20 protein-coding genes and 1 pseudogene are annotated in these 21,793 nt (G+C 37.4%); 4 read left to right on the forward strand and 17 right to left on the reverse strand.

Annotated features, from left to right (window positions below; all coding sequences use genetic code 11):
• Window positions 1-60 precede the first annotated feature (60 nt).
• The 11 genes from DS031_RS18470 to DS031_RS18520 form a co-directional block, all read right to left on the reverse strand.
• Window positions 61-1,224, reverse strand: coding sequence for a mannitol-1-phosphate 5-dehydrogenase (locus DS031_RS18470; protein ID WP_113807540.1), 1,164 nt, complete (start codon window positions 1,222-1,224; stop codon window positions 61-63).
• Window position 1,225: 1 nt separating this feature from the next.
• A complete protein-coding gene (locus DS031_RS18475; protein ID WP_113807541.1) occupies window positions 1,226-1,660 on the reverse strand; it encodes a PTS mannitol transporter subunit IIA in 435 nt (144 codons plus the stop codon).
• Between the two features lie 50 nt (window positions 1,661-1,710).
• Complete coding sequence (locus tag DS031_RS18480) at window positions 1,711-3,498, reverse strand: PTS mannitol transporter subunit IIBC (RefSeq protein ID WP_113807542.1); 1,788 nt, start codon at window positions 3,496-3,498, stop codon at window positions 1,711-1,713.
• A 190-nt stretch (window positions 3,499-3,688) separates the two neighbouring features.
• A complete protein-coding gene (locus DS031_RS18485; protein WP_181833237.1) occupies window positions 3,689-4,627 on the reverse strand; it encodes a sugar ABC transporter substrate-binding protein in 939 nt (312 codons plus the stop codon).
• Between the two features lie 293 nt (window positions 4,628-4,920).
• A complete protein-coding gene (locus DS031_RS18490) occupies window positions 4,921-6,366 on the reverse strand; it encodes a glycoside hydrolase family 32 protein (protein ID WP_113807544.1) in 1,446 nt (481 codons plus the stop codon).
• Window positions 6,367-6,378: 12 nt separating this feature from the next.
• Window positions 6,379-7,212 (reverse strand): carbohydrate ABC transporter permease, encoded by an 834-nt coding sequence (locus DS031_RS18495; RefSeq protein ID WP_113807545.1) that lies wholly within the window; start codon window positions 7,210-7,212, stop codon window positions 6,379-6,381.
• On the reverse strand, window positions 7,209-8,153 hold the full coding sequence (locus DS031_RS18500) for a carbohydrate ABC transporter permease (protein WP_113807546.1): 945 nt from the start codon (window positions 8,151-8,153) through the stop codon (window positions 7,209-7,211). The genes DS031_RS18495 and DS031_RS18500 overlap by 4 nt, the downstream gene beginning before the upstream one ends.
• Before the next feature lie 65 nt (window positions 8,154-8,218).
• Window positions 8,219-9,598, reverse strand: a complete 1,380-nt coding sequence (locus DS031_RS18505; protein WP_113807547.1) for an ABC transporter substrate-binding protein — start codon at window positions 9,596-9,598, stop codon at window positions 8,219-8,221.
• A gap of 310 nt (window positions 9,599-9,908) precedes the next feature.
• Window positions 9,909-11,081, reverse strand: coding sequence for a response regulator (locus DS031_RS18510; RefSeq protein WP_181833238.1), 1,173 nt, complete (start codon window positions 11,079-11,081; stop codon window positions 9,909-9,911).
• A 1-nt stretch (window position 11,082) separates the two neighbouring features.
• Window positions 11,083-12,834, reverse strand: coding sequence for a sensor histidine kinase (locus tag DS031_RS18515; RefSeq protein WP_113807549.1), 1,752 nt, complete (start codon window positions 12,832-12,834; stop codon window positions 11,083-11,085).
• A gap of 8 nt (window positions 12,835-12,842) precedes the next feature.
• The gene (locus tag DS031_RS18520) at window positions 12,843-14,087 is read right to left on the reverse strand and encodes an ABC transporter substrate-binding protein (protein ID WP_113807550.1); all 1,245 of its coding nucleotides are present in this window, start codon (window positions 14,085-14,087) and stop codon (window positions 12,843-12,845) included.
• Window positions 14,088-14,193: 106 nt separating this feature from the next.
• Between DS031_RS18520 and DS031_RS18525 the strand changes: the two genes are divergently transcribed.
• The 3 genes from DS031_RS18525 (at window position 14,194) to DS031_RS18535 (ending at window position 15,734) form a co-directional block, all read left to right on the forward strand.
• Window positions 14,194-14,475 (forward strand): hypothetical protein, encoded by a 282-nt coding sequence (locus DS031_RS18525; RefSeq protein WP_113807551.1) that lies wholly within the window; start codon window positions 14,194-14,196, stop codon window positions 14,473-14,475.
• 153 nt (window positions 14,476-14,628) lie between these two features.
• Window positions 14,629-15,195, forward strand: a complete 567-nt coding sequence (locus tag DS031_RS18530) for a DUF4256 domain-containing protein (RefSeq protein ID WP_113807552.1) — start codon at window positions 14,629-14,631, stop codon at window positions 15,193-15,195.
• Window positions 15,196-15,422: 227 nt separating this feature from the next.
• Window positions 15,423-15,734: a PepSY domain-containing protein gene (locus tag DS031_RS18535; protein ID WP_113807553.1), complete on the forward strand. Its 312-nt coding sequence runs from the start codon at window positions 15,423-15,425 to the stop codon at window positions 15,732-15,734.
• Between the two features lie 650 nt (window positions 15,735-16,384).
• Here the strand turns inward: DS031_RS18535 and DS031_RS24735 are convergent.
• From DS031_RS24735 to DS031_RS18550, 3 genes and pseudogenes are all read right to left on the reverse strand, one after another.
• Window positions 16,385-16,705, reverse strand: a pseudogene (locus DS031_RS24735) (branched-chain amino acid transport system II carrier protein); the annotation flags it as partial.
• A gap of 95 nt (window positions 16,706-16,800) precedes the next feature.
• Window positions 16,801-17,607 (reverse strand): YitT family protein, encoded by an 807-nt coding sequence (locus tag DS031_RS18545; RefSeq protein WP_113807555.1) that lies wholly within the window; start codon window positions 17,605-17,607, stop codon window positions 16,801-16,803.
• Between the two features lie 135 nt (window positions 17,608-17,742).
• A complete protein-coding gene (locus DS031_RS18550; RefSeq protein WP_181833239.1) occupies window positions 17,743-17,889 on the reverse strand; it encodes a hypothetical protein in 147 nt (48 codons plus the stop codon).
• A 198-nt stretch (window positions 17,890-18,087) separates the two neighbouring features.
• Here DS031_RS18550 and DS031_RS24740 point away from each other — a divergent pair, with 198 nt between their 5' ends.
• Window positions 18,088-18,225 (forward strand): ATP-dependent DNA ligase, encoded by a 138-nt coding sequence (locus DS031_RS24740; RefSeq protein WP_113807557.1) that lies wholly within the window; start codon window positions 18,088-18,090, stop codon window positions 18,223-18,225.
• On the opposite strand, the gene DS031_RS18560 is transcribed toward DS031_RS24740, so the two are convergent.
• The 3 genes from DS031_RS18560 to DS031_RS18570 form a co-directional block, all read right to left on the reverse strand.
• Window positions 18,204-18,500 carry a GerAB/ArcD/ProY family transporter gene (locus DS031_RS18560; RefSeq protein WP_281269145.1) on the reverse strand — a complete coding sequence of 99 codons (297 nt, stop codon included), beginning with the start codon at window positions 18,498-18,500 and terminating at the stop codon, window positions 18,204-18,206. The genes DS031_RS24740 and DS031_RS18560 overlap by 22 nt on opposite strands.
• Window positions 18,501-18,648: 148 nt before the next feature.
• Window positions 18,649-19,857 carry a Ger(x)C family spore germination protein gene (locus DS031_RS18565; protein WP_181833240.1) on the reverse strand — a complete coding sequence of 403 codons (1,209 nt, stop codon included), beginning with the start codon at window positions 19,855-19,857 and terminating at the stop codon, window positions 18,649-18,651.
• Window positions 19,847-21,496, reverse strand: coding sequence for a spore germination protein (locus tag DS031_RS18570; protein ID WP_113807560.1), 1,650 nt, complete (start codon window positions 21,494-21,496; stop codon window positions 19,847-19,849). Before DS031_RS18570 ends, DS031_RS18565 begins: the two co-directional genes overlap by 11 nt.
• Window positions 21,497-21,793: the final 297 nt, after the last annotated feature.

Here is a 21,793-nt window from a genome sequence, read left to right on the forward strand (position 1 = left end):
CTTTCATTATGTAAAGTGAATGAACAGGGATCAGATCCCTATTCGTTCACTTTGCTTCCATTAAGCTTGTACGTTACTTTTTATTTCTTCATACTGCTTGATAATAAGAGCTGTCAGCGGACGATCTTCCGTTAAGCTGCTGTATTTTTGAAGTGCTCCTAACACACCTTCAGATGCAATAGTTTCTTGTACTTGAACCGCTTCAGGATCTCCTTCAAAGTTATAAAGAAGAGCTGCTGCAATGGCAGATGCTAGATATGTTGGTTCTTCCTTTAACATCTCAACAATTTGAACAGCTGGACCGACTAAACGATCATTTTCGCCAAGCTTACGAATCGGCGCGCGGCCAACACGTGTTACTTCATCAGAAATATATGGGTTTTCAAAGCGTTTTAAAATTTTATGAATATACGCTGTATGATCTTCTAATTTAAAATCATATTTTTCTACGAGAAGCGAGCCTGTTTCATGAAGTGCTTTTTCAACACTTTCACGAATCTCAGCTGTATCCATCGCTTCTTTAATTGTTTTCACACCAAATTGATAACCTAAATAGGCAGTAACAGCATGACCTGTATTAACTGTGAAAAGTTTGCGCTCAATATAAGGTGTTAAATCATCAACATATGTTACACCTTCAACTGGCGGTTTTTCACCGATAATTTTTGACTGATCAACTACCCACTCATAAAAAGGCTCAACTGACACCATTAATTTGTCTTCATTTTTTTGATTTGGGACAATGCGGTCAACCGCTGAATCAGGGAAGCCAAACTGTTTATCAAATGCTGACTTCTCTTCATCAGATAGTTTTTCATAAACACTGTTCTTAAGCATCGTGCTGCCGCCAATTGCGTTTTCACAGGCAATCACATTTAACGGCTTCTCTGTTTCATTAGCGTGTTTACGTAAACCATCTGCAATAAGGTCCGCAATGAACTTTAAGATATTTGGACCAACCGCTGTTGTCACAAGATCTGCTTTTGCGATCATTTCAACTACTTTTTCAGGATCCGTTTGGCTGTTAATGCCCTGCACGCCTTCAATATAAAGCTCTTCTTTTGATTCATCGGCAAGCACAACGCGATAAGCTTTTTTCTCGTTTAATGCATCAATTAACTCACTGTTAATATCGACAAAATAAACCTGATAACCGGATTGACTTAACAAGCTTCCGATAAAGCCGCGGCCAATGTTGCCTGCTCCAAAATGAACAGCTAACATCTTAATTCACCTCTTCAAAGAAAGAGAGAAGTTCACTTTTGGATGTTGCGTTAATAATTTGATTTACTTTGTCTTCATCTGCGCATACAAGCGCAATTTTAGAAAGAATCTCTAAATGCTCACCGTCTTTCCCTGCAATCCCAATGACAAGCTTTACAATTCCGCCGCCAAAATCAACACCGTCTGGAATTTGGACAATGGAAAGACCTGAAGTTTTTACAGATTTCTTCGCATCTTCTGTACCGTGTGGAATCGCCACAAAGTTACCCATATATGTTGAGGTTAGCTCTTCACGTTCCATCATTTTATCAATGTATGATGCTTCTACGTAACCTTGTTCTACTAAAAGATTCCCTGCGATCTTAATTGCTTCTTCCTTCGCTGCTGCATGTACATTTAATAACACATTGTCTGCTGATAAAATTTGTTGTGCCATTTGTTAACCTCTCCTTATTTCATTTAGTTTTTATTAATCAAATTACTTTTTTAACTTCTGACTAACATCGCTTGCTTTAAGCGCTCGATTAATTCCTCATATTTTGGACTTGCCAGGAAATTATCTACTGAAATATGTTCCGCATTTGGCAGCTTTGCTTTTGCGCGGTCTGTTAAGTTTTTATGCGTAATAACAATATCCGCATCATTTGGCAGATTATTAATTGATGTATTGGCTACCTCAATATTCAAACCTGCTTTTTTAACTTTGTCGCGTAAAATCGATGCGCCCATTGCACTTGAACCCATTCCCGCATCACATGCGAAAATAATTTTATTGACCTCTTCTTTTTTAATTTCTTGTGTAGGTTCTTCTGAGATTACTTGTTCTTCTGTCTCACCGTTTTCTTGTAATTCACCAATAAGATCGTCGTATTTCGGACTGCTTAAGAAGTTATCAACAGAAATATGCTCGACATTTGGCAGCTTTGCTTTCGCACGGTCTGTTAAGTCTTTATGCGTAATCACGATATCCGCATCATTTGGCAGATTGTTAATCGACGTGTTCGCTACCTCAATATCTAAACCAGCTTTTTGTACTTTGCTGCGTAAAATTGATGCGCCCATTGCGCTTGAACCCATTCCCGCATCACATGCGAAAATAATTTTATTTACATTTGCACGAACGACTTTTTCTTTGTTCTCTTGTGCTTTTTCTTCTGACTTTGCTGCAAGAGCTGACGCTGCACTGCTTTTCTTACCTTTCATTTGCTGCATTTTTTCGGCTGCTTCTGATAAATCTTCCTCTTCTGTTTTGCTTGCTTTTAAAATTACAGAAGCTACTGCAAATGATACTGCAGCTGATACAACTACACCGGCAAGCACTGCAAAGTATCCGCCTCTTGGTGTCATTGCAATCACCGCAAAAATACTTCCTGGTGAAAGCGGCGCTACCAATCCTGCATTTAATAAACTAAATGTAAACACACCACTCATACCACCGGCAATTGCTGCTAAAAGAAGAAGCGGCTTCATTAAAATATAAGGAAAATAAATCTCCTGAACGCCACCAAAGAAATGAATCACTGCTGCACCTGATGATGACTGTTTTGCCATCCCTTTACCAAAGAACATGTACGCAAGTAAAATTCCTAAGCCCGGACCAGGATTTCCTTCTAATAAGAATAAAATCGACTTTCCGGCAGCAGCTGCCTGCTCAATTCCTAATGGACTTAAAATCCCGTGATTAATCGCATTGTTTAAAAAGAGTATTTTCGCTGGTTCAATGAAAATGCTGGCAATTGGCAGCAGTCCTGCATCAACAATTACTCCTACACCTGCTCCAAGTGCCTTGTTTAACCCAAGTACGACCGGACCAATTGCTAGGGATGCGAGAAGTGTTAAAACCCCCGCAATAACTCCGGCTGAAAAGTTATTTACAAGCATTTCAAAGCCTTGACGAACTTTACCATGAATCGCTCCATCAAACTTTTTGATCGCATATCCGCCGAGCGGTCCCATAATCATTGCTCCTAAAAACATCGGAATGTCTGCGCCAACAATAACACCCATCGTTGCTGTAGCACCTACAACTCCGCCTCGTACATCATAAAGCATTTTACCGCCTGTAAACCCAATTAAAAGCGGCAGTAAATACATAACCATCGGATCAACTAACTTAGCAAGACTTTCGTTTGGAAACCATCCAGCTGGAATGAAGAGTGCTGTAATAATTCCCCATGCTATAAATGCCCCGATATTCGGCATAATCATACCGCTTAAATAACTGCCGAAACGCTGCAATTTCACTTTAAATTCAACGTTACTAGTTTGTGTCATCGATATTTCCCCCTTTACTGCTTATTAAAAACAAGATCACCTATTTTAAGATCTCTTGTTGACACTTTTTAAATAATAATTTCTACACCCTTATATTAAAGCGGTAACAGCAACAACTCAATGAAAGGAAAGTGCGATTTCGTCAATATAGTTGTTGACACTTTTAAAATGTTGATATTTTTTCCATATACTATCTCAACAGCTCTCTCGTAAAATCCAGTCGATCTTCTGCATTATCTTTCGTAATAATATCTACACCACTGCCAATATTTCGCTCCACATTTTCTCCCTGCACTAATTTCAAGGCAGTTTGCACGCTTAAATACCCCATATCATAAGGGTTCTGTGCTATTGTTTCTGATAACGTTCCTTCTTCTATTAACTGAACCATTTCCGCAATTCCATCCGATCCAATCACTAAAATATCAAGTTGATTTTCCTCAATAACCTCAACCGCACTGATAGCAAGAATATCAGTTGTGGCATAAACCCCTTTAATATCAGAATGATCCTGTAAAATTGCCTCCATTATGCTTTTTGCCTGCTTTGTATCATTAGGTACTGTTTTATGTACAGCTATTTCAACCCCCGCAGCTTCTAAACTAGTTTTAGCGCCTATTGTTCGATCACTTATTACCGGATTGCTGACATCTCCTGTAAGCAAAGCCACTTTATCGCCAGGTTGAAGACCTGAAGCCAATAAAGCCCCTCCTTTACTGCCTAAATCTAAATTATCGGTACCAATATAAGCTGTTTTCTGCTGCCAAGAAATATCTGTATCCACCAGCAATACAGGAATATTATTACTATGAAATTTCTTTAATGCAGCAGCGATAGAGGTGTCAATTGGGGAAACAATTAATACATCCGGACTTTCGTTAAGAATGGTGTTTAACAGCTGATTCTGTTCATCTAATTTGTACTCGTTACTAGGAGCAAGCACTTTTCCATCCACCCCAAAATCTTGAAAGCCTTTTTCTGCGCCTGCTTTCACAATGTCCCAATATTGATTGTTGTTTAATTCTTTTAAAACAACAACTACTTTAGGTTTCTCGCTCAAAGATGATTTCAATATAAAACCTATTAACAGAACAGAAAAAACAAAGACCAAAAGATAGACTCGCTTCACCATACAACCCCCTTCGCTGATTTTTCATTAAACAAAGTTCATGTGCTGTTACCAGAGTTTTTTACATCAATTCTAACAAGATGTTGACAATATTTAATTGTTTTTACTCTAATTTTATCTTAATGAAGTGTTTGCACTGATTCAATCAAATAAAAATTCAATTTAGTCGTCAGAGTTGTTGACATATTTTTAAAATCTTTTTTATACAACAAAAAAGCGCACCACTTTTTATACAAGTGATGCGCCTTGTTATAAAAGGATTAAAACTTTTCCAAATCAACCTTGACTGTAAATTATAAGCAAAACTCCTCAAAATAAATGTGTGTTAATTCAATCTTATCTTCCGCTGAAATGGAGACTGTCTTCCCTTTACCTTGATCATAAGCAGTAAAAGTAGCAACCTTTTCCCCGCCGTTAATAAATAATTCTACAGAATGGAGATCAACATAAAATTCAAGCGTATTCTCGTCATCTCGAAAGCAATCGTTAATTGTGATAATGCCTTGATTGCCGTAATCAGATTCATAGAAAATACGGTTGTTTTCCGCGTCTACATGAATACGCGTTGATGATTCAGCACTTTTGTGAAGCTCAATCGTAAAGTTTTTACCTCTTGAAGGCGAAAAATTAAGCTTTAAATATCCTGTTCCTTCACCCTCAATGTCGAACGCTGCATTTTGTAAAACTTTATTTTCAAGACTGACTGTTTGTTTAAAATAAAATTCGTGGTTAATGGCTGCCTGCTGCATTAATTTACCGTTTTGGATCGTTAACTTTCTTGGCAGCGACATCATGCCGTTAAAGCCGTATTCTTTTGGCGGTGTTGTTTGATGCCAGCGGTGCATCCAGCCGATTAACAGGCGCTCATGATCTTTTCCTTCCGTAGACTGCGGCGCATAGAACGTTTGACCGTAATCTAACAGTCCCTTTTTCTCTGGTGTAAAGATTCCTTTTTTAAAGTCCATTTCACCAATTACATAAGCGGTAGTATTTTGAACAACTTCTTGATATTCAGGATCGCACGGCATTTCAGAAAACAAAAGCACATCTTTGTCGTCAATGCGGATTAAATCAGGACACTCTAACAGAAGATTGTCTTCAAATTTCGCTTCGTAAATCGACGAATGAAACGTCCAGTCTAATAGATTCGTTGATTGAAACATAATAATCTCGCCACGTCTTTCTGCGTTTCGAACTGCCAGCACACAATAGTAAACACCATCTACTTCAAGCACCTTTGGATCGCGAAAATCGCAGATCAGATAGCCTTCAGGTAACTGTTTTTCACCAATCACCGGATTTTGTTCATACTTCTTAAAGGTAACGCCATCTTCAGAAAAAGCAATACATTGACGCTCGGCAACTTCCCTCTCATCGCGATCAAAACCGAGATTCGGATCAATGTGGCCGGTATACATTAAATAAAGATTTCCGTCTTTTTCAATCGCACTTCCCGAAAAGCACCCGTTTGCATCGTAAGCTTTGTCGTTTGCGAGCGCGACAGGAAGGTACTCCCACGTAACGAAGTCTTCTGTCACCGCATGGCCCCAGTGCATATCATTCCAGACGATATCGTACGGGTAATATTGATAAAAAAGATGATACTTCCCTTTGTAAAACGAAAAACCGTTCGGATCATTCATCCAGCCTATTCCAGGCGAAAAGTGAAAATAAGGTCGGTTCGTTGTTTTCGCTTTATTGTTTTGAATATAGTCGTTTGCTTTTTGTAATCGATTCATAATACACCTCTCTTATTTAATTCCGCTTTGCACAGAGCCGCTGACAATGTATTTTTGGAAAATAATATATAAGATCACAATCGGAATCGTGACAATTGTTAATGCAGCCATAATATGACTTGTAAAAATATTGTACGTATCACTGAAAACAGCATTTAACGCTACTTGAACTGGCATTAACTCTGCCTTAGACAGCGCCATAACCGGCCATAAGAAATCATTCCAAGAAGCTAAGAATGTTAAAATTCCTACTGTAATATACATATTTAAGCTTGATGGCACAACGATTCGGAAGAAACAGCCGATTTCACTTAGTCCATCAATTTTCCCCGCTTCAATTAACTCACCAGGAAATGATAGAAAGTGCTGTCTGAACAAAAAGATGTTCATTACATTTACGATAAACGGAAGTAAATAGCCCGGAACTGTATTAATTAAGCCCATTTCATTGACAACTAAAAATAAAGGAAGAATTGTCGCTTCAATTGGAACGATCATTAACGCGATAACAAAAATAAGAATCGAATCTTTAAACGGAAACTTAAATCTTGCAAGCGCATAGCCTGCCAGCGAGTTGATCGTTAAACCAATAATCACCGTTACTGACGCGTAAATTAAACTGTTTAACACATTGTCAAATATATTATAAAAGCCTAGTAATTCTGTATAAGACTTAAACGATAAGTCTTCAAATCTTGGAATAATTGCAAAAATCGTACCGATATCTTTATAAATTACATCATCTGTTTTAAAAGATGAAAGAATCATCCAAGCAAGAGGAATAAGAAACTGCAGAGCGATGATGGAAGCGAGTAAGTAAAAGGATATTTTCTTTACAATCTTCATGCTGCTTTCTCCTCTCTAAATAGCTTTTTAACTATAAGCGATACAACTATTAAGAACAACGTAAATACTAATGTAATTGCACTTGCATAACCAATATTACGGTGACGGAAGCCATATTCATAAATATATTGCAGAACCGTCATTGTTGAATAATCAGGACCGCCTCCTGTCATAACCATCGGCTGAACAATCAATTTGAATGCTTGAATCGTCGTTGTAATCACTAAAAACATTAAGATTGGCTTTAAGGAAGGAATCGTAATAAATAAAAACTTTTGGAATGTATTTGCACCGTCAATGTCTGCCGCTTCATATAAACTAGAATCAATGCTTTGTAATCCTGCTAAGAAAATCATCATTTGATAGCCGCAGCCTGACCATGCCGAGATTACTACAATTGTGTACATCGCTTGCGTTGGACTTGAAAGAAACGGCTGCTTTGAAAGACCGAGATTCATAAGAATTTCATTAATTAGTCCGGATGTTGGGTTTAACATAACTGTCCAAAGGATTGAAATAACAACTAATGATAAAACCGCCGGTGAAAAATAAGCGGTACGGAAAAAGCCGATTCCTTTTAATTTTTTATTTGCGATCAGTGCTAAACCAAGTGCCATTGATAGCTGTAAAGGAACAACAAGAACCGTAAATTTGATTGTGTTATAAAAGGTTTGAATTAATACTTCATCTGTCAGCATTCGTTTAAAATTTTCAAGACCGGTAAATTGTTTTTCATCCGGCTTTAATAAATAATAATCGGTAAATCCGTACGTAAACGCTAAAACAATCGGAAGAACAATAAACAGAACCGCAAGTATCATCGCTGGCATTAAAAACCCATAAGCTGATGCCACTTCACCTTTTTTGTAATGCTCGCTGTTTCGGTAGTGCTCTGTTAAATTTCTCACTTGAACAAAGCGGCCTAAATTTACATTTTTCATCGTTTCACATCCTTTATTTAGAGATTAAGAGGTGAGGTCAAAACCCCGCCTCTTAATTCTTTAAATTATTTTTTATACTTTTCAAACTCTAATTCAATTTTCTTCGCCGCATCATCTACATACTGCTTGATCGTCTCTGAATCCGTTGCTTTGTTTTGAGCAATTTTTAAAATAACATCTTTTGCAAACGTTTCTGATAAATACGGATAGCCAGGGGAGACCGGACGAGATTTATTCGTTTCTTCAACTTGATATTTTAATACCGTCCACGCATCATTGTGATATGGGTTATCTGTATTTGTATCAATAACATCAATTGAATTAATTCTTGTCGGAATTGATCCATTCATATGATAATACTCTTTTGACGCCTCGTCGTTGTTTAACCATTCCATCACTTCTACAATTTGCTTCACGCGTTCTTCGTCTTCAATTTGTCCATTACGAACAAACGCCCAGCTTCCGGATGGTGTGTATAATCCATCATAATTTTCGCTCATTTTCGGATAACGAACCGTCTTAAACTTTAAGTTTGGATAATTATTAACAAGTTCACTCACATACCAGAAACCGCTTACAGATAAAGCCGATTTTCCTGTATGGAACGTTTTTTCCGACTCTGTTGCGCTTGCAAGTGCCGGTTCTTCAAATAATTGTGCATATTTCGTTAATGCTTCCACACTCTTCTCACTGTTTAACACACCATCGACAGTTACGCCGTCTTCACCTACAATGTTTGCATCATTACCCCAAAGAAGCGGTGTGAAATAATATGTTCCTAACTCATAAGCACCTGCAGTAATATCTGTTAATAATAAACTTACAGCGACTTCATAGTTTTCAAAGGCAGGATCATTTGTTGTTTTCGCAAACTCATCAATTTTTCTAGATAACTCGACGAATTGATCCCACGTCCAATCTTCATCAACCGCCGGAACTAACGCTTTTAAATCTTCTGGTAAAGCATTAATCATATCTTCGTTATACATCACGGCTACCCCTGAATCTGAATAACCCATTCCGTAAAACTTTCCATCAACTGTTCCTTGATCAATGATTGACTGCGTGAACCCTTCTTTAAATCCTTCGCTCATATAGCCATCTAATTCACCAAGAAGACCAGCATCTACATACGCACCAATATCCGGACCATCAAGTGTAAAAATATCAGGCATGTCATTTGCCGTAATCGCTGCGTTTAATTTATCAATGTATCCTGAACCAGCGCCTGCTCGTGTAATGTTTTGAATTTCTACCTGCGGTTTGTCTGGATTTGCTTCATTGTAGCTTTTCACGCGATCCGCAAACATTTTTCCTTCCGGATGATCCGCTGATGCCTGCGTCCAAATTACAATCTTTTCACTGCTGCTCGTTTCATCTGAACTGCAGGCAGCTAACGAGAAAACTAAAGACAGAATTGAAACGAATAACATTAATTTTTTCATACTACTTTCTCCCCCTTGTTTTTTTAAAAATCTTATCAAACGCTTTCATTATTGAGTTACGAACCCATACAGCGCTTTCATAAGTTAATGATAAGATATTTACAGCGCTTTCAAAATGCGGCATTTCTCTAAAAAATGTTTAAATTCTTATTATGGAATAAAAGCGGAGGCGCCTTGATCATCCCCTCGAGTCAAATGTTCTTATGACGAAAAGGGGCTCTTTCCCTTTACGGCATAAGAACATTTGACTCGAGGGGATAGGTGCTGCAGCTGGATAACAAAAAAGCCTCATCACCTAACAGTGAGAGACTTACTTATTTTTTACCGATTTTCGATATTGACTCGGTGTTTGATTCATTTTCCTTTTAAATACTTGGCTGAAGTAGCGCTGATCGATATAGCCGACTTTCTCGGCAATTTCATATGTTTTAAGATCAGTATTTTTCAGGAAAAGACAGGCATATTCCATTCTGACATTTGTTAAATAATCAAGAAAGGTAAGACCTGTTTTTTGTTTAAAAAGCAGACTGAAATAACTTACACTTAACCCCACTTTTTCGGCTGCCTGTTCGACGCCAAGATCGGTTTGAAAGTTATTGCGGATATACTCAATCGCCTCTTCCATCATTTCTGCCGCTGATTGACTTGGTTTATATTCTTCCTTTAAACGCTCTTCAGTCAGAACATTGCCGCTTATATAATTTTCATATTTTAATAATTCCTTGGCAGCATCAACCGACTGCTTTATATCAAATAACTGCTCCACAACTTTACCAATTGAGATAATACATTGATTAGAGCCCCCATCAAGGAGCTGCTGTGAAAATGCTTCGGTAATATCTGCTGCTTCATTGATGAAGTGATTTGCCATTTCAACGACTACAATGACTTCTTTATCTGACAGTTTGTAAACAAAGAAGTTTGGATTCCATTTAGATAGGAAGTCTTTATTTTTTGTAAAAACCGCTTCGATGTCTTCCTTATAGTTTTTTACAATCATTGAGAAATAAATGGCTCTTTTGTTGTTAATTGAATCGTCTGCTTTTCCTAACGTAATCAGCTCATAAATTCCATATTTCTCTTGCTCATACGCACTTACTTTTTGCTCTTTTAATTTGTGAAGCGCCCTTTTAACGCACTCTTCCAACTCATCATAATCAATCGGTTTTAAAATATAGTCGAACGCGTTATTTTTAAGTCCTTCTTTTGCATATTCAAAGTCATCATAACCGCTTATTAAAATAACTACCGGCTTACTGTCAAGCTTATTTAATGTTTTTAACAGTTCAATTCCGCTCATTTCCGGCATTGAAATATCTGTTAAGAGAAGGTCGGCTTGTTCATTTTCAAGGATCTCCATAACTTCTTGTCCATTTTGAGCGGTTCCAATGATTTCACAATTTAATCCGTGCCAATCAATGATTCTCGTAAGATTTTTTAAAATGATTTTTTCGTCATCCGCAATTACTACTTTATATCCCATTTTAATCACCTTTAATTGGAAATGAAATTTTAATACACGTGCCTTCATGTTTCGTCGAACAAATAAGCAGCCCATATTTTTCGCCATAAAAAAGTCTGATCCGCTCATCCACATTGCGTACACCGTGACCATTACTCTTTTCAGTATTTTTTTTAAATTTCCACTGATTTAATTCCATTAAGACAGTTTCATCAATACCTGTACCGTTGTCTTCAATCCAAAACTCGCCTTGACCGTTTGAAATCGTCCCTCTAATCTTAATAAGTCCTCCTTCCTCATCGCTATTTGAAAACGCATGAAGAAGAATATTTTCTACGAGCGGTTGCAGAATCAGTTTAAGAACCGGATAATCATTCAGTTCTTCCTCTACATCGACTTCAAAAGCAAAACGATTATCAAATCTTATTTTCTGTATTTCAAGATAACTGATTACATGACGAATCTCATCTTTTACTTTTACTTCATAACCACCATTAATACTGATACGCAGGAGCTTACCGAGGTTAATCGTCATTTTACTAATTTCTCTTTGCCCGTTTAAAGCGGCGAGCGCATTAATCGATTCAAGCGTATTGTATAAAAAATGAGGATTGATTTGCTGCTGCAGCACTTTAAACTGGGCCTCCCGCTTTCGTTCCTGTTCTGTTTCAATGTCGCTCATCAATTGCTGCAGTTTTTCGATCATATTATTAAAGCTGTGCGAAATGTTTTGTAATTCTTTAAATTTGAACCTTCCCATTCGTTTGCTTAATCTGCCGCTTTCAACTTGTTTCATACGTGTTAACAGTTCATGAATAAAACGGGAAATTCTTTTTAAATACAACAAGTTAAATAAGCCGGCCGTTAACACCGTAAATCCTACAACAACTAACATCGTGTTACGGATAGTAACGATGTCACTGGCAATTGTTTTCCACGGTTTTATCGATACGAGGAAAAGCTCTGAGTTTGTTCCCGTTTCAAAACTGGACGGCATGTACGTTATCAAACTTTTTTCATCGTTCCATTCAGCAGTGAGATAACCGCTTTTATTCTTTTGAAATTCAGAAAAATTTTCAATGTCCAGCGTTTTACCAATGAAATTTCGGTTTAATGAATAAAGCACGATCCCTTCTTTATTTACAATCACTTCATCGCTCGGACCTCCATAAATATCTTTAAAAATCGGATCAAATAAATCCAGTTTCACTTGTAAGATGAAATACCCTAAATTATCAAGTGTGTTAAGATCTTTTACGACTCTTGCCTGCGTTAGCATATATTCCTGACTAAAAAACAGATTTTGGTTTTCATAGGGCGCTAACCAAATCGGACGGCCTTTTTCCTGTAAAACCTGATCCAAAAACAAGCTTGAACGAAGCGTCTCTAAGCTCGTAACCTTCTCATCATTATACGTAATCACATTCCCGTTAAGCCTATAAAGCACAAGATTATCAATCTGTGAAGTTCCATACATCTTTCCGGCAATTTCCTGCTGCTCGCTGTAAAATTCATAAATCGAGGACGTATTTTTTGTATTTAAATAGTCCTGAACGGCACTTGATGAAACCACATAATCAGAAAAGGAATTCACTTCAGAAACAGCGGCTAACAAATTTCGGTCAACTGCCTTTAACGTTTGGATCATCTGCTCACTAATATTTTTTTGTAACGTATTAGATGAAATTGTGTAAGAAACAACACCGAGAATAATAATAGGAATTAACACAAAGCAGAGAAAAGCGATAATTAACTTATGTTGAAATTTAATCATATTGGCACCTAATTCTTTTCGTTAGCATCTGCATAGCGATTAAACATTTTTTCTAGATTTTCAAGATAAACATCAATATTTTGATCATCGTAAAACTGAGCCGTATATTTTCGAAACTCGGATTCTGCGGCAGTTCCTCCTGCCCAGTAATGATTCGGCCAGTTTAATACTTGTCCGCTTGCGATTTTTGCCCTTATTAAATGACCTTCTTTATGGGTGTTTGTAACTCCTTTAACAGCACTAATCGAACCTTCGAAATCAGAAATTCGTTGGGCATTTTCCTTTTTTATTAAAAATGCTAAAAACACTTTCGCTTCTTCAGGATATTTTGTATCAGCCGAAACCGCAAAGCCAATATCAACTCCCCCTAATACGTGATGATCCTTTTGATTTGATGCTGGAAATGGAAAGATGCCATAATTTAAATAAGGATTGGACTTTTCAATCATCGTAAGCGCCCATGTTCCCATAATGTACATAGAAGCTTCACCGTTTGCAAATTTTTTATTGGCATCATAATAGCTGTCTTCAAAAGAGTTTGGCTGCACATACAAAAGAACAGTAAGAATTTTTTCCGATATCTCTCTCCAATGACTACTATCTACAATTGAAAACTCATCCTTTTTCCAATAACTAGGTTCAAATTCATTTGCGACTAAGTTTAAATTAAAAATACTCGCCTGGTTTATATCTTTGTTTGGCATAATTAAAGCTGTTTTTCCATTAGACTTTAGTTCTTCCAACACTTGAACAAACGAATTCCAACTGTTCGGAACCGATAAATTTAACTCTTCGAAATGATCCTTATTATATAAAACACCGACCGCATTTTGCGTTAAAGCAGCACCGTACATCTTTCCGTCTACAAGGTAGCGATTTTGGATCGTTGGCTGAATGTCCTTAATGAAAGGTTCATTTGATAAATCAAGTAAATACCCTTTTTCAGCTCTTACTTTGTAATCTTGTTCGATCGGATACGTAATAAACAGATCCGGAATATCGCCTCGTGCAATTCTTGCTTTTAACACTGTCATCGGTTCAGGTACGATTTCCTGCTTAATCGTTACGTTCGGATGTAGTTCTTCAAATTCTTGAATAAGTTCATTAAAAATCACTTCTGTTTCAGGTTTCGGTGAAAAAAACTCAAGCTCAATCTTCTCTTCTTTTATGAGAGATTGATCGAGTTCACTTTCCATACAACCGGCTAACAAGAAAATGATAAGGATAGGACTGAGAGAAAGAAATCGCTTCATATACCCCTCCAATATGATATCTAAATAATCCGTATTTTATATTTTTCTTTATTTATACTATAAATCTCGCTGTTCCGCTAAGCAATGTTTATTAAGGAGGGATATCTTGAAAGCACTTTTTTCTTTTTTCTTAGTATTTATTTTAAGTTTTGGAATTGTGCAACCCATAGGTAAAGCTGAAAATGATAACTTTGAAAAAAACAATAGTAAAGATGGTATCTTTAAAAATGGCTTATTGCCGTTGCCTGATGGAGAACCAATAGTAATGGAGCCATTACCTTTATCAAAGGAACCACCGCCATCACCTGAACCAATGCCTCATTCTCAAAAAGGTAGAAATCACGAAAAAAAAAACCCTTATGAACACCGTAAAAATAAGGGGAAATAAAACCTTCTTTAAGTCACATTTATCGTTGTTTCGCTAACAGATGCTTTTCTTCAAGAAGGAAGAGTGCTCTTTTTGTTGAAGATATTAACGTAACAAAGCAGGTTAGTCTTTAAACCAACCATTATGAGTAAAAACAATAAGGGTGAAACGAATATGACAAAGAAAAATAAGAAGTTGTCACTAGAACAACGTGAAGAATTACTCAGAGCATTGAAAGCCCGTTTTGAGAAAAACATGAACCGCCATAAAGATCTTGAATGGGATAAAGTCCAAGCAAAGCTGGAAGCTAATCCTGAAAAACTGTGGTCGCTCAATGAAATGGAAAGAACTGGTGGTGAACCGGATGTTGTTGGTCATGATAAAAAGAAGGACGAATACATTTTTTTTGATTGTTCAGTGGAAAGTCCTAAAGGTCGCAGAAGTGTTTGTTACGACTGTGAAGCGTTAGAGTCAAGAAAAAAACATAAACCTGAAAATAACGCTATTGATATGGCAACTTCCATGGGCATAGAACTTTTGACTGAAGCACAATATCGAATGTTGCAGAAACTTGAAAATTTCGATATGAAAACGTCAAATTGGGTGCAAACACCCACTGATATTAGAGAACTCGGCGGTGCACTTTTTTGCGATTGTCGCTTCGGTCACGTCTTTGTGTATCACAATGGAGCAGAATCCTACTATGCTGCCAGGGGATTTCGTGGCTCGCTAAAGGTATAAATTTTGCACAGACAGCTAAATTTGAATTTTAGAACGGATTACCTAGGGAAAAGGATTAATTTCATTCTTCAACAATCGAGGCGCTTATCTGTAATAAGGTAAGCGTCATTTTTTGCGAAAAAAAAGATTGAGTAGAATGCCTTGTTTTGAAATAATTGGTATTAAGCAATCTGACAGCATTGTTGAAGATGGTAATAGTTCAAAATTAAGAAATTTGAGCAACTTAAATGAGGAGGAAGTTTATTCTAACATTTGCATGTATCTTTTTACTTTTACCTGTTGGCAAAGTTGTGATTTCATTTATTGGGAAAATTTCAGAAGAACAAGCAATAACAATAGCTAAAGAACATGTAAAACCAGAAACATTAGAAATTATCAAAGTTGAACATAAACCAAAAGTTGAACAATATTGGGTGTATTACCGAAAACCCGATAAATGTGAGGAAGGAGCACTACAAATACACGAAATTTCAGGAGCAGTTAATGGTATAACAACTACTGCAGTTCCTATAAACCAATGTGATCAAGAAAAGCAATAAATAGTTTATAAGCGAAAATGATAGTTTGTTATTCAGTTAACTAGGTGTTCTAACAGCACAACTGGAAGTCTTTTTTACAACGTTATTGTAAATAAACAAATCATTCTTGCTGTGTTTCAATCAGAAGCGCAGCAAGCCAAAAATAACCCACTGCATCACAGCAATCACTGTGATGCAGTCAGCCTCCAATGGCTCGATGCCCTTGAAGGCTGAAGAGGTTTTGTTTATTAGAAGGTACTCGATGTACCTTCTAATAAAAGCATCGATAAAAAATTAAAACGAGGAAGGAGATCATCTCCTTCCCTGAAACTTATAAGTATCCTTGTTCTTTCAAACTTGTATACTCGGCGTTTGCATTTACTATATTGAAGATTCGCTTCCTTTAGCATGAACCTCCCCTCCCTACCGCTTTGCGCTTGAGGAAGGGGTTTCCTGTTTGAAGTTCACAAGTCCAAAAACCGTCCCAGCTGGAACAAGTGTCATCAACACTTCCTTTGTGCTTGGAACCAAACATCCCTTTTCAGGATAGTGGTCTTTCCGTTTCGTGTCTCCCGACAGAAAACTGCCACCGTAGGCAACTTGTGCGTTTCACAACAGACAAGGGGCGGTTCTGCCCGTCTACTACTTCCTTCCAGCAGAAAAAGGGCTTCTTAAGCTAAAGATGCAGGTCGTAGATACGTTGGTCTTACATACATGGATAAAGGTAGCCGGCATTCGACACTAAACACTTTCATAACGCCTAATTCATACGCTACATTCGATGCACGGGGTATGCCATAAAATGCACCAATGGACGTATAAATAACTATGATAAAGGCAAGATCAAAGATAGGATGAACACGCTGCCCAATAGATAAAAGTCCATTATTGGATAGTGTAACAGAAATTATTGCCAAAAAGGTCAAGAATTCTGCGGTTAATATAAACCCAGCAATAGCGGAAACAAAGTAATTGCCGGATTCCATACCAAGATAAGCTGGGAAGAAGGTTTAATTTCCAGCATCAAAGAATAGAGAAAAGAGCCTAAACTCTGAAATAACCATTTTTTTACTCATATTAAATCCTCCTAATTTTTAGCGAATTCACCATCGACTTCAACAGTTTCAAATATATTAATAAATGCTTTTCCATCATGGTTACGGACAATTTTTTTAATTTGCATCGTTTCGTAGCGTGTAACGACCATCATTAAAATTTGCTTCTTCTCTTGTGTGTAGCCCCCATATCCTTCTGAGATTGTAATGCCACGATAGATTGAATTCAGTAGATCCTCTCGAATTAAATCTCCCTTTGAAGTGATAATCTGCATCGTTAATTTGACGTGATTAGTAAAGATCGTATCAATCATTTTACCCGTCAAATAGATAGATAAAAGAGTGTATAATGCGATATCCCAGTTGAAGACAGCTCCAGAAATAAAAACAATTATGCCATTCATACCGGTGAGAAGAAGGCCAACACTGACATTACTGGTTTGAGAAATTATAATCGCAATAATATCCAAACCGCCAGATGTTCCAGAATACTTTAAGATAAGACCTACTCCGATACCGCAAATGACCCCACCAAAAACTGTCGATAGCAATATATTGTCGGTCACTTCAACAACTGGCAACAAGTATAAGAAGGCTGAAAGTGAAACGACACAAATCAATGTATTGATCGTGATAGTTTTTCCAAGTTTGTAGTAGCCTAAAATGACTAACGGTAAGTTAAGGACTAGATTCAATAATCCAGTATTAAAAGGTGTGATTAATCCAAGCAAAATAGCAATACCACTAATTCCACTACTTAAAATCTCATAGGGAACCAGAAAGAAATTAAAAGCAAATGCAACAATCAGCGAACCTGCGATGACAATTAAATTTTTCATAGAAATATGAACTCCTTTAAAAAAATCTGTAAAAAAGCAACATAAAAGGGACGAACAATATCGGCGGACCAACCTAATTTTCGATATAAAAATAGGTGGTTAGAAATATCTCCTATAAATGGTTTTAACCCCTTTTCACACACTTTCCTTTAGAAACGAAAGAATGGTCCATTTAGAAGCTACTTCAGCATTAGCCGTGTTCGAATACCATACCGGGCTGTACACAAACCCAATATCATCAACTCCATACCCCCTTGTAAGAGGGGACGGTTGATAATCCACTTTTACGATCTCGTTGCTTCTTGAGAATGCTTTGTTTACGGTTATGTCCGTCAATCCTGCTGTTTTAGCAACTTGTTGCGTCTATTTTAGTATTGCCTTTTTATCAAAACTACAGAATTCTGCTGGAAAGAATCTTACCAGCAGATCATACGGTTGTTTATGTACAGCGCTTAGAAGGTCGGAAGAGAATACTTTAATTTGGTTAAGGAACAGGAACTTGAAGGGATTGTTTTGAAAAAGGAAGATTCAAAATATCGTCCTGGCACACGTTCAAATAATTGGATAAAAATCATTAATTATCAGCATGAACATGTTTATATTACTTCAATGACGTGAAACAAGATATAACTAACCGCAAGAATCATAAACGCATTAATTGGTAAAAGTGGTGTTTTTGGAAGAGTGGACACAAGCAGCAAGTCACCGAAGTCACGTAAAACCCGCATGGAAATATTAAGAAAATAGACAATATAGCAAAGTCCAATCATCCAACCTAGGTATTTACCAAAAACTTCTGTAATATAGCTGGTAAGTGGTTTTTCAGGATACTGCAAATACAAATAGCGATACATAAAGAACAATAGGATTCCACCTGCTAAACCGAATAGAATCGCAAGTCATGCATCTTTTTTGCGCTAGTTCCGATTGCGACAACGATGGCGCTACCAAGTTCAAATAAAAAGATTAAGGCAAATAATTGGATTGGACTAACCTTTGCTTTTTCCATCTGTATATCATCGCCTCTTTCTTCGAGGATGCCTATTCACTGCTTAAATACGATTTTGTCCGCATACCTGTACGGCGAATAAACGCACGAACATCTACTTTTACTTCAAGCTCGGGAAAAATTTCTTCCTCCCATTTTTTCTCGATTTTATCCCATTCTTTTGGATCTGCACGATTCACTACTTCACCGAATCGAAAAATATCACTTTTTTCTTCTTGTGCTGCTTTGACTGCCATCATGATTTCTTCTTTTGTTTCTTTTTCTAACTCCTTTTCAAGCTTATTAATGGTTTCAGGTTTATCAAGATCAATCCCGCAATGAACCTCAGAGATATGTCCTTCTTCCCTCGTATCAATATGAATAATCGGTTTACCCTCTTTAAATTCTGCTTTTAACTTTGTTTTAGAGCGTACCATTTCAACAGCAATTCCATTTTTTATATCTTTACAATCGAGGTTAAGGATACTTCTTGTAAATTCATTTTTAATCCAAGTGACACCCCGTGCTGCGTCTTCATCCAACCATGTTTCAAGTTTTCCGTCTTTTAGTACAGCAATGCCTGTAATTTCTAATGTTGTATCAGGATCAATTTTTCTTATATTGAATAATTCGTTTCCCTTTTCAGGATCACCGTTAATGCGAATGCCAATAATTGCGGCTGCATGTTTATTGATACTATCAATCACTTGGTCAGCACGGGTACTTGCATATTCCCCCCAAATTCTTCGTGTGAATTCTAAGGCACCAATAATTTTTGCAGCTGGAATGCTTTCTAAAGGCGTGCTCACTTTTAGAACATTTTCTGCTGTATTTTCTCTTGCGATTAAAATAGGGAACAGCATGCGGAACTGAGGATCTCGATCAATAAAATCAAAAAGATCTTTAACCCCCTCTTCTGCTAACTCCTCTCCAATAACCATTACTTGTATGTGAGGAAAATAGAGTTCGTTCGCTGTTTTGGGCGAAATTTTTCGTAATGCTTCCGAGACGGTGCTGCCTGTATTACTGAATATTGCAACAGGAGCAGATCGCCCAGGAGTTTGGCCAGCACCACCACCCACTTCTCCTTCATTGATAACCTGTACAGTCACACGATAACGATTGTCAACATCATCTTCTCCTTTATCAATTCCAATGGCTGCAACAATATCCAGATCCTGCAGTTCAGTTCGATCCCAGCATCCCGTAAGTAATAATAGAATAAACAAGATGAAGAGGCTTAGAAAATGTTTAGGTTTCATCAGCATTCCTCTTTGAATGATCTTTTTTAATGGTGTTACTTCCTTTCTCCGGTGGCTTAGGTTTTGGCGTGTTATTCGATCTGCCAATTTTATTTTGATCAACGAGTCTAGGACGCTTTGCTAACCACGGTTTTGGCAGGCGCAGAATGGTATCACCTTGATCCGATAGAATGAGTGGTGCAAATGGTGCTAAATAAGGAATGCCAAAAGAACGTAAGCTGCACGTATGGGCAACTAACATAATGACACCTAACCCGATCCCATATATGCCAAAGGAAGCTGCTAAAGCCATTAAGGCAAACCGGATGATCCGAACAGCATCGACCATCGAATGATGAGGAATGGTGAAGCTTCCAATGGCTGTTGCGGATACCACAATGACCATTCCTGCTGATACAATCCCTGCCTGAACAGCAGCATCTCCTAAAACAAGTGCCCCAACGATTGACACAGCTGAACCAACGGGGCGCGGCATCCGAACCCCCGCCTCACGCAATATTTCAAATGTAAACTCCATTAATAAGGCTTCGATAAACACGGGGAATGGGATCCCCTGTCTCTGCGCAGCCAAACTAACTAATAAAGGCGATGGAATTAATTCCTGATGAAAGGAAAGAAATGCAATATAAATCGATGGGCCAAGCATTGCAAGTAAGAGCGATACTACACGAATAAACCGTATGAAGGAAGCAATATTCCAACGAAGATAGTAATCTTCAGCTGACTGGAAAAATTGATTCCATGTTGCCGGTACCAGTAACGGAAATGGCGTGCCATCAACGAAAATCACAATACGGCCTTCCATTAAATTTCCTGCCACAACATCGGGACGTTCTGTTACAAAGATCGTTGGCCAAGGGGAAACCGTGGCATCAATGATATATTCTTCAATGGTATTTGAAGCAAGTACTTCATCAATCTCAATTCGTTCTAATCGTTCTTTCACTTCCTGAACAAGCTTGTCATTCACAATGCCTTTGACGTACATCATTCCAACATCTGTTTGAGTGATTTCACCGATCTGCATGGTTTCAACCCATAAGTTTGGACTTTTAATTCGCCGGCGCACCATTGCTGTATTTGTACGAATGGATTCCGTGAAACTATCTCGTGGACCGCGAATGGATAACTCTGAAACCGGTTCTAAGATACTTCTTAATTCTCCACCTTTTGTTGAGCAAACAAGTGTATCATCACATCCATCAATGAGCAGGACGGTTTCTCCAGACAATAGTGATAATAGTAACTTGTTCCAACCTTGTGCATTCTTAACCTCAGCAACCGTTAATACTTTTTCTTTTATTTTTATTAATAAATCTTGTGGTGATTTTGCATCGCTTTTTTCACTGTTTTCGAGTTTATTCATTAACGTTTTCATCAAAAAATCGTTAATAAAATCGGCATCAATTAAACCATCCATACAAATTAATGCAGCGTTATAAACAGGATTCTGTCCAATCTTGAATTCACGAATAATTAAATCACTGCTGTTACCTAAAGTATCTTTCATATTTCTGATGTTTGTTTGCAAGTTCTGATCGAGCTGTTGGGATGACTGTGGTAAATCAAGTTCTTCGGTATATTGGACATTCTGCTTTTTTTTAAAGTTTTTTTGTAGACGTTTCCAAATCATGCTCATTTTCCTATACCACTCCACCTCTATGAGGGCATCTTCTAACCATGCTTTTAGCATGTAATATCTAGTTATCCATCCTATCCTTCTCACTTGTTTTTATACCTATTTCATGGTCTCTATGGCATAGTGACGAAGCAGCATTAGAGTTTGTTCGTCCCAGATATACATTGGCTGTTTGGAGACTGGATCGTAATATGCAGGAACTGATTCATCATGTTTTCATACATCAATTATCCAATTAACCTATGGTTTCACCTGATAAATAACACAAAAAAACCGCTTTTTCGTCAGCGATTTTTT

Source organism: Bacillus taeanensis (assembly GCF_003318295.1).
Classification (GTDB): Bacteria; Bacillota; Bacilli; order Bacillales; family UBA6769; genus Maribacillus; species Maribacillus taeanensis.